Source organism: Streptomyces sp. SID14436, from assembly GCF_010548465.1.
GTDB lineage: Bacteria > Actinomycetota > Actinomycetes > Streptomycetales > Streptomycetaceae > Streptomyces.
In genome coordinates this window covers 1-9651 of record NZ_JAAGMD010000857.1, presented here as the reverse complement: position 1 = coordinate 9651, position 9651 = coordinate 1, and the positions used below count along the sequence as shown (strand labels likewise).

At 72.6% G+C, this 9651-nt stretch carries 8 protein-coding genes; 7 read left to right on the top strand and 1 reads right to left on the bottom strand.

Annotation, left to right across the window (positions count from 1 at the left end; genetic code table 11):
- The 6 genes from G3I53_RS31640 to G3I53_RS31615 form a co-directional block, all read left to right on the top strand.
- Positions 1 to 792 (top strand): hypothetical protein (locus G3I53_RS31640; RefSeq protein WP_239064208.1); only part of this gene is annotated, 792 nt, incomplete at its 5' end.
- A gap of 211 nt (positions 793 to 1003) precedes the next feature.
- A complete protein-coding gene (locus G3I53_RS31635; protein WP_164333242.1) occupies positions 1004 to 2524 on the top strand; it encodes an aldehyde dehydrogenase family protein in 1521 nt (506 codons plus the stop codon).
- Positions 2525 to 2849: 325 nt separating this feature from the next.
- On the top strand, positions 2850 to 4382 hold the full coding sequence (locus G3I53_RS31630; protein ID WP_164333011.1) for a GMC oxidoreductase: 1533 nt from the start codon (positions 2850 to 2852) through the stop codon (positions 4380 to 4382).
- Positions 4379 to 5482, top strand: a complete 1104-nt coding sequence (locus tag G3I53_RS31625; RefSeq protein ID WP_164333012.1) for a glycine betaine/L-proline ABC transporter ATP-binding protein — start codon at positions 4379 to 4381, stop codon at positions 5480 to 5482. Before G3I53_RS31630 ends, G3I53_RS31625 begins: the two co-directional genes overlap by 4 nt.
- Positions 5483 to 5546: 64 nt before the next feature.
- Positions 5547 to 7565: an ABC transporter permease subunit gene (locus G3I53_RS31620; protein ID WP_164333013.1), complete on the top strand. Its 2019-nt coding sequence runs from the start codon at positions 5547 to 5549 to the stop codon at positions 7563 to 7565.
- A gap of 94 nt (positions 7566 to 7659) precedes the next feature.
- Positions 7660 to 8670, top strand: a complete 1011-nt coding sequence (locus tag G3I53_RS31615; RefSeq protein WP_239064207.1) for an ABC transporter substrate-binding protein — start codon at positions 7660 to 7662, stop codon at positions 8668 to 8670.
- Positions 8671 to 8803: 133 nt separating this feature from the next.
- On the opposite strand, the gene G3I53_RS31610 is transcribed toward G3I53_RS31615, so the two are convergent.
- Positions 8804 to 9340 carry a carboxymuconolactone decarboxylase family protein gene (locus tag G3I53_RS31610; RefSeq protein WP_164333014.1) on the bottom strand — a complete coding sequence of 179 codons (537 nt, stop codon included), beginning with the start codon at positions 9338 to 9340 and terminating at the stop codon, positions 8804 to 8806.
- Between the two features lie 47 nt (positions 9341 to 9387).
- On the opposite strand from G3I53_RS31610, the gene G3I53_RS31605 reads away from it, so the two are divergent.
- The coding region (locus G3I53_RS31605) for a winged helix-turn-helix domain-containing protein (protein WP_164439015.1) at positions 9388 to 9651 on the top strand (264 nt) is incomplete at its 3' end.

The window sequence follows — 9651 nt, the reverse complement described above, 5'->3', positions numbered from 1 at the left end:
TACGGCCCCGCGCACCAGCCCGGCGCCCCGGTGCCCGGGCCGGCAACCGCGCCGGGGGCCCGCCGGCGACGCCTCTGGCTGGTGGTCGGAGGGGCCGCCGCCCTCGGGGTGACCGTGGGGCTGGTGGCCACCCTGATCGTGCGGAACGGGGGAGGCACCGACGACCGCGCGGACGACAGGCCCACGGTCACGGCGAGCCCGTCCCCGACGGCCGAGCCCACGGCGACCGGCACCGTGGAGCAGCCGCCGCCCGGTCCGACCGGCGGGGAGAACATCCCGGAGCCGTCCACCCTCGTCGACGACCTGCCCGCCGGGTACGAGCTGTTCACCGACGGGGAGGGCTTCACCATCGCCCGCCCCGCCGGGTGGAGCCGCGACGACGTGGACTCCAAGTACGGCATCGACGTGGTCAATTACTACAGCGCCGACCGCACGCACCGGCTCCAGGTGTTCGAGGTGTCCGAGGCGTCGCCCGCCGAGTCGCACGGGCTGTTCCTCTCCGACGCGGTGCAGAAGGCCCCGGGCTTCACCGAACTCTCCCTGGAGGACCTGGGCGGCGCCGGGGTGCCCGGCTCCCGGCTGGAGTACCTCGTGGACACCCTGAAGGGACAGCCGGACGTCGGCGGTTGGCACGTGGTCGACGAACGCTTCGAGGCCGCCGACGGCAAGCTGTACGCCGTCGCCGCCTACACGCCGGACGCGGAGGGCCGGGAGGCCGGGCGCGAACTGCTGCGGACGGCGCTGAGCGGCTTCTGCCCTCCCGCCACCACCTGCGGCACCGGCGGCGGCTGACCGGAAACCGCGTCCTGGGGGGTCCCGCGCTGTGACCGCACGCTCACAGCGCGGGCGTTTTCGCCCCGTAAGTACCCGTCTTCCGTGACACCGCGCACTTCCGGCCGGGAATCGCGCATGCTTTCGGCCCTTTGGGGCAGGTGCACCCGGTCCCATGTGCCACGGCAGTGTGACGCATGGGGGGCACCAGGAACGGAAGGCAGTACCGACTATGGCGGACAAGACGGAACTCGAGGCGCGCGGCACGATCCACGCGGGGGGCGAGTGGCGGGCGGCGGTGTCCGGCGCCACGCGCGAGATCATCGACCCCGCGGACGCGCAGCCCTTCGCCGTGGTCGCGGAGGGCGACGAGAAGGACACCGACCTGGCGGTGGCCGCCGCCCGGCGCGCCTTCGACGAGGGCCCCTGGCCGCACACCCCGGTCGCCGAACGGGCCGAACTGCTGCGCCGGGTCGCCGCCCTGCTCACCCGGGACCGCGAGCCGCTGGGCCTGCTGGAGAGCCGGGACGCCGGGAAGACCGCCGAGGAGGGCCGCGTCGACATCGACTGCGTCGCCGACGCCTTCCGCTACTTCGCCGACCTGGTCGCGGGCGAGACCCCCGGCCGGGTCGTGGACGCCGGCACGCCCGACGTCCACAGCGTCGTCGTGCACGAGCCCGTCGGCGTCTGCGCGATGATCACGCCCTGGAACTACCCGCTCCTCCAGGCCAGCTGGAAGATCGCCCCCGCTCTGGCGGCCGGCAACACCTTCGTCATCAAGCCCAGCGAGATCACCCCGCTGAGCACCGTCGCCCTCATCGACCTGCTCCTGGAGGCCGGACTGCCCGCCGGGGTGGCCAACATCGTCACCGGCCCCGGGCACACCGTCGGCGCCCGGCTCGCCGAACACCCCGACGTGGACCTGGTGTCCTTCACCGGCGGGCTGGTCAGCGGCACCAAGGTCGCCCAGGCCGCCGCGCCCGGCGTCAAGAAGGTCGCCCTCGAACTCGGCGGCAAGAACCCCAACGTGGTGTTCGCCGACGCCTGCGCCACCGAGGAGGGCTTCGACACCGCCGTCGACCAGGCCCTCAACGCGGCCTTCATCCACAGCGGCCAGGTGTGCTCGGCCGGCGCGCGGCTCATCGTCGAGGAGTCCGTGCGGGACCGCTTCGTCGCCGAACTCGCCCGCCGCGCCCAGCGGATCAGGCTCGGCCGGGGCACCGAGGAGGGCGTCGAGTGCGGCCCGCTGGTGTCGGAGCAGCAGCGCGACAAGGTCGAGGCGTACGTCGCCTCCGCGCTGGAGGAGGGCGCCGTCCTGCGGTCCGGCGGCAAGCGGCCCGAACCCTCCGCCGAACGCCCCGCGAGCGGCTACTTCTACGAGCCGACCGTGCTCGACCACTGCCACCGCGAGATGCGGGTGGTGCGCGAGGAGGTCTTCGGGCCGGTCCTCACCGTGGAGACCTTCCGCACCGAGGACGAGGCCGTCGCCCTCGCCAACGACACCGAGTACGGTCTGGCCGGCGCCGTGTGGACCACCGACGCGGGCCGCGCCCGGCGGGTGGCCGCCCGGCTGCGCCACGGCACGGTCTGGATCAACGACTTCCACCCCTACCTGCCGCAGGCGGAGTGGGGCGGCTTCGGCAAGAGCGGAGTGGGCCGCGAACTCGGCCCGGCCGGACTCGCCGAGTACCGCGAGACCAAGCACGTCTACCAGAACCTCGCGCCGCAGCCGGTGCGCTGGTTCGCGGGCTGACCCACAGGCCACCGGCCGGTGGACCGGGCACCTCCGCCCCTCGGTGACACACCTCCCGAGTGCGGCGTCACGCCCCACGGCACATCCGCCGCGCCCCGGCGGACAGCGGTGCCGCTCCGTGCCCCCGGCACCCGGACCACCCGGGGGCCGGGCCGGAGCACGGCGGCCCGCCCGCCCCGGCGCACCACGTCACCACGGCCGCGTGCCGTGCGCCCGGCCCCGCGCCGCGGCATCCCGTTCCTCGTCTTCCCGTCCGACGCGCGGCGTCGACCGGCAGTTCACCTCATCCACCCGTTTCCGAACCTCCCGGAGGAGTACCGCTCCCATGCCAGAACACACCCACCTGTACGACTACGTCGTCATCGGCGGCGGCACGGCGGGCTCCGTCATCGCCTCCCGGCTGACGGAGAACCCGGACGTGACCGTCGCCGTCATCGAGGGCGGCCCCAGTGACGTCGGCCGCGACGACGTGCTGACCCTGCGCCGCTGGATGGGACTGCTCGGCGGCGAACTGGACTACGACTACCCGACCACCGAGCAGCCGCGCGGCAACTCGCACATCCGGCACAGCCGGGCCCGGGTGCTCGGCGGCTGCTCCTCCCACAACACGCTCATCGCGTTCAAGCCGCTGCCGTCCGACTGGGACGAGTGGGAGGAGGCCGGCGCCCGGGGCTGGGGCGCGGTCCAGATGGAGGCGTACTACGCCCGCCTGAAGAACAACATCGTCCCGGTCGACGAGAAGGACCGGAACGCGATCGCCCGCGACTTCGTGGACGCCGCGCAGAAGGCCCTCGAAGTGCCCCGGATCGAGAGCTTCAACAAGAAGCCGTTCCAGGAGGGCGTCGGCTTCTTCGACCTCGCCTACCACCCGGAGAACAACAAGCGGTCCTCCGCCTCGGTGGCGTACCTGCACCCGGTGATGGACGAACGGCCCAACCTGACGATCCTGCTGGAGACCTGGGCGTACAGGCTGGAACTCGACGGGACCCGGGCCACCGGCGTCCACGTGCGCACCAAGGACGGCGAGGAGATCCTCGTCCGCGCACGCGACGAGGTGGTGCTGTGCGCCGGCGCCGTCGACTCGCCGCGGCTGCTGCTGCACTCCGGCATCGGGCCCCGCGCCGACCTGGAGGCGCTCGGCATACCCGTGGCGCACGACCTGCCCGGTGTCGGCGAGAACCTCCTCGACCACCCCGAGTCCGTGATCGTCTGGGAGACGGACGGACCCATCCCGGACAACTCCGCCATGGACTCCGACGCCGGTCTGTTCGTGCGCCGCGACCCCGATCACGCGGGCCCGGACCTGATGTTCCACTTCTACCAGATCCCGTTCACCGACAACCCGGAGCGACTGGGCTACCAGCGGCCGGAGTTCGGCGTGTCGATGACCCCGAACATCCCCAAGCCGAAGTCCCGCGGCCGCCTCTACCTCACCAGCGCCGACCCCGAGGTCAAGCCCGCCCTCGACTTCCGCTACTTCACCGACGAGGACGACTACGACGGCCGCACCCTCGTCGACGGCATCCGCATCGCCCGCGAGATCGCGAAGACCGAACCGCTGGCCCACTGGCTCAAGCGCGAGGTCGCCCCCGGACCGGACGTCACCGGTGACGAGGAGCTGAGCGAGTACGCCCGCAAGGTCGCCCACACCGTCTACCACCCGGCGGGCACCTGCAGGATGGGTGCCGCCGACGACGAACAGGCCGTCGTCGACCCCGAGCTGCGCATCCGCGGACTGGAGGGCATCCGCATCGCGGACGCCTCCGTCTTCCCGACCATGACCGCCGTGAACCCGATGATCGCGGTGCTGATGGTCGGCGAGCGGGCCGTCGAACTGATCGGCGGCGATGCGCGATGAGCACCACCACCTCCACCGCGCCCGCCACACCGCCCACGGCCGGACCCGACGGCACCGCGCCCGTCTTCTCCGTCCAGGGGCTGTGGAAGGTCTTCGGCCCCAAGGCGGACCGGATCCCCGGGGACCCGGAACTCGCCGCCCTCGAACCCGCCGAGCTGCGCTCCCGCACCGGCTGCACCGCCGCCGTGCGCGACGTGAGTTTCGACGTCCGCAAGGGCGAGGTCTTCGTCGTCATGGGCCTGTCCGGTTCCGGCAAGTCCACCCTGGTGCGCTGCCTGACCCGGCTCATCGAGCCGACCGCGGGCACCATCGCCATCGACGGCGAGGACGTGCTCGCCATGGACAAGGCCCGGCTGCGCGAACTGCGCCGGCACCGCGCCGCCATGGTGTTCCAGCACTTCGGCCTGCTGCCGCACCGCACCGTCCTCGACAACGTCGCCTACGGCCTGGAGATCCAGGGCATGGGCAAGGCCGAACGCCGCGAGAAGGCCGCCGAGGTCGTCGCCAAGGTCGGCCTGGAGGGCATGGAGCAGCGCCGGCCCTCCCAGCTGTCCGGCGGCCAGCAGCAGCGCGTCGGCCTGGCCCGCGCCCTCGCCGTCGACCCGGAGGTCCTCCTCTTCGACGAGCCGTTCAGCGCCCTCGACCCGCTGATCCGGCGCGACATGCAGGAGGAGGTGACCCGGCTGCACCACGAGGAGGGCCGCACGATGGTCTTCATCACCCACGACCTCCAGGAGGCCCTCCGGCTCGGCGACCGGATCGCCCTGATGCGCGACGGCCGCGTGGTGCAGCTGGGCACCCCCGAGGAGATCGTCGGCTCGCCGGCCGACGACTACGTCCGCGACTTCGTCCGGGACGTCCCCCGCGAACAGGTCATGACCGTCCGCAGCGCCATGAGGCCCGGCGACTGCGGCGGGTCCGACCACCCGGGGGCCCTCGCGCCCGACACCGTCGTCTCCGGGGCCATCGAGACGGTCGCCCGCACCGGCCGGGCCGCCTGCGTCGTCGAGGACGGCCGCTGCCTGGGGCAGGTCGACCACGCCGGCCTCCTGCGGGTCGTCGCCGGTCTCGACGGCGGTCCGGTGAAGGAGGCCGCCTGATGACCACCCGTGTCAGACCCGAGGCCGCACCGACGGCCCCCGCAGCGGCCGGGAGGTGCCGACGATGAGCGCCGTCACCACCCCGGCCCCGCCCTCCCCGCCCGCCGAACCGGTGGAGCGGGAGACGCCGCCGGCGACCGGCGCGCGGGCCCTCCACCCGCTGCTGCGCCGTCTGCTGCCCCTCCTCGTCGCCGCGGCCGTGCTCGTGCCGGCCGCGGCGCTCCTGTGGGGCAGCGGGTCCTGGCCCGCCGCACTGACCGCCGACGTCAAGACCCCGCTGGACGACGCGTACACCTGGGTCGTGCACAACCGGGACACCAACCCCGTCTTCCTCTACTTCCTGCTCCACCTGAGCAACTGGTCCGACGACTCCGTCATCTGGATGACGGACCTGCTGGTGAACGTCGGCTGGTTCCCCGTCACGGCGACGGCGGTCCTGCTCTCCTGGCGCGTCGGCGGCCTGCAGAGCCGGCGCGGCCTGAAGCTGGCCGGCGTCACCCTGGGCTGCTTCGCGCTGTGCGGAGTGCTGGGCATGTGGGAAGCCACCATGGAGACCCTCGCCCTGATGGCGATCGCGGTCCTCGTGTCCGCGGTCATCGGCGGTCTGCTCGGCCTGGGCGGCGGTCTGTCGGACCGCTTCCAGAAGATCCTGCGCCCGGTGCTGGACACCATGCAGATCATGCCGGCGTTCGCCTACCTGCTGCCGCTGGTGCTGCTGTTCGGCATCGGCGTGCCCTCCGCGCTGATCGCCACCATCATCTACGCCGCGCCGCCCATGGCCCGGCTCACCGCGCTCGGCCTGCGCGGCGCCGACCCGGGTGTGATGGAGGCCGCCAAGTCCCTGGGCGCGAGCCCCTGGCAGCGGCTGCTGACGGCCCGTCTGCCGCTGGCCCGCAAGGAGACCCTGCTCGGCCTCAACCAGACGATCATGATGGCGCTGTCCATGGTCACCATCGCCTCCGTGGTCGGCGCCGGCGGCCTCGGCGAGGAGGTCTTCCAGGCCCTGTCCACCGTGGACGTCGGCAAGGCGCTCGCCGCGGGCATCCCGATCGTGCTGCTGGCCGTCTGGCTGGACCGCACCACGGCCGCCGCCGGGGACCGCCTCGGGGAGGGGCCCGGCCCGTCCCCCGTCCCGCTGCTGCACGGCCCGCAGGGCTGGGGCCTGACGGCGGGCGTGGGCGTCCTGGTCTCCTGGGTGGGTTCCGTGCTGCTCATCGAGGAGTGGCCGGAGCTGTGGGTCGTGAACATCTCCACGCCGGTCAACCGGGCCATGGACTGGTTCACCGGCCACCTCGCCGAGGGCGTGCCCGTCCTGGGCGGCACCCGCACCTGGGCCGACGGCTTCACCTCGTGGGTGCTCGACCCGATCCGGTCCGGGCTGACCGCCACCCCGTGGTGGGTGCTGGTCCTGGCCGCCGCGGTGCTCGGCCTCCTCGCGGGCGGCTGGGGCGCCATGGCGACCGCCGCCACGGCCATGGCCGGAGCCGGTGTCATCGACGTGTGGAACAAGTCCCTCGACACCCTGTCGCAGGCCATCGCGGGCGTCGTCGTCACCCTGGTGCTCGGCTTCCTCATCGGTGTGCTGGCCGCTCGGGTGCCGGTCGTGGAACGCGTGCTGCGGCCCGTGCTCGACACGATGCAGACGCTGCCGCAGTTCATCTACCTGATCCCGGTCGTGGCGCTGTTCAACGTGGGCCGGTCCGCGGCCGTCGCCGCGGCCGTGCTGTACGCGCTGCCCGCCGTCATCCGGATCACCGTGCAGGGGCTGCGCCAGGTGGACCCCGCGGCACTGGAGGCGTCCCGCTCCCTGGGGGCCGGCACCTTCCAGCAGATCCGCCAGGTCCAGGTGCCGCTGGCCCGCCCGGCCCTGATGCTCGCCCTCAACCAGGGCGTCGTGCTCGTCCTCGCCATGGTCATCGTCGGCGGCTTCGTCGGCTCCGGTGCCCTCGGCTACGACGTCGTCTACGGCCTCCAGAAGAGCGACCTGGGCACCGGCCTCACCGCCGGCGTCGCGATCGTGCTGCTCGGCCTGGTCCTGGACCGCACCACCCAGCGCACCCGCTCCGACACCGGCACCCCCTGACCCCCTGTCCCGGTGTGCCCGCGGGGCTCCGGCCCCGCACCGCCCGCCGCACGATCCGTCCCGACGGAAGAAACGAAACGAGAGAGAAGACGCCATGCGCATGAAGAAGCAGCAGCCCGCCGACCGCAAGAACACCGGGTCCAGAGGGGCCAGACCGCGCCTCACCCGCGTCGCCGGCGCCGCCGTCGTGGTCCTCGGCCTCACCGGCGTGAGCGCCTGCGGCGCCGCCGACACCGGCTCCTCGTCCTCGAAGGGCTCCTCCGGCAAGGTCACCATCGCCGTGCCGTCGTGGGTCGGCGCGGAGGCCAACGGCGCCGTCGCCAAGTACATCCTCGAGAACGAGCTGGACACCAAGGCCGAGCTCAAGCAGCTCGACGAGTCGGTCGCCTTCGACGCCCTCCACAGCGGCAAGGTCGACGCCATCATGGAGGACTGGGGCGGCGCGCCGAAGAAGGTGCAGCTGTACGTCGAGGAGAACAAGTCCGTCGTCGCGGGCGGCGACCTCGGCGTCGTCGGCCACATCGGCTGGTTCGTGCCGAAGTACCTGGCCGACAAGCACCCGGACATCACGGACTGGAAGAACCTCAACAAGTACAAGGACCTGTTCAAGACCGCGGAGAGCGGCAACAAGGGCCAGCTCCTCGAGGGTTCCCCGTCGTACACCACCAACGACGACGCGATCATCAAGAACCTCGACCTGGAGTACAAGACGGTCTACGCCGGCTCCGAGGCCGCCCAGATCACCCAGATCCGGGAGAACTACAAGGCCAAGAAGCCCTTCATCAGCTACTGGTGGACCCCGCAGTGGCTGAACGCCGACATCGACCTGGTCGAGGTGAAGCTGCCCGAGCACAAGGAGGGCTGCGACGCCGACCCGGAGAAGGTGGACTGCGCCTACCCGGAGACCCCGCTGCAGAAGTACTTCAACGCGGACTTCGCCGAGAAGGGCGGTGACGCCGCGAAGTTCCTGAAGAACTTCAAGTGGACCGCCGAGGAGCAGAACGAGGTCGCCGCGATGATCGCGGGCGAGAAGATGAGCTCGGAGGCGGCGGCCGAGAAGTGGGTCAAGGCCAACAAGGACGTCTGGGAGAAGTGGCTGCCCTGACCGGCGGTCCCGGCACCGGCACACGGCGGACTCCGGCAGCGCCCCGCGCTGCCGGAGCTCCGCGTCCGGCCCCCACGGCCCCGGCGCCGCGGGGGCCGGACGCGTTCCGGGGCCCGGCGCTCCGAGAGGTACGTCAGTGCTGCTGCCCCGGCCGGTAGTGGCCCGGCGTCAGACGGCACGTCACCCCGAACCGGTTCCACGCGTTGATCACCGTGATCGCCGCGACGAGCTGCGCCAGTTCCGCCTCCTCGAAGTGGGCGGCGGCCCGCCCGTACACCTCGTCCGGCACGAACCCGTCGGTCAGGACGGTCACCGCCTCCGTCAGCTCGATCGCCGCGAGCTCCTTCTCCGTGTAGAAGTGCGGGGACTCCTCCCAGGCCGCGAGCTGCACGATCCGCTCCACGCTCTCGCCCGCAGCCAGCGCGTCCTTGGAGTGCATGTCCAGGCAGAAGGCGCAGTGGTTGAGCTGCGAGGCGCGGATCTTGACCAGCTCCAGCAGCGTGGGGTCGAGCCCCTTGCGGGACGCCGCGTCCAGCCGCACCATCGCCTTGTACACGTCCGGGGCCAGGGCGGCCCAGTCCAGCCGGGGAGCGGGCTCCGGCGCGTTCTTCCCGGCCGCCGTGCCGCTCGCGGTCGGCGTGCCGGTCTCCTGCTTCGCTGTGGTCGTCATGCCTCGGAGCCTAGGAGCAGGGCAGCCCAGGAGTATGGTCCATTTCCATGGCGAAACCCTGGGCCACTTACGGCGTCGACCTCCACCTGGAGCGCAGCGGCCCCGGCCTGCGCCGCGGACTGACCGACGCCCTGCGCGACGCCATCCGCACCGGCCGCCTCGCCCCCGGCACCCGGCTGCCCTCCTCCCGCGCGCTCGCCGCCGACCTGGGCATCGCCCGCAACACCGTCGCCGACGCCTACGCCGACCTGGTCGCCGAGGGCCGGCTCACCGCCCGCCAGGGCTCCGGCACCCACGTCGCCGACCGCGCG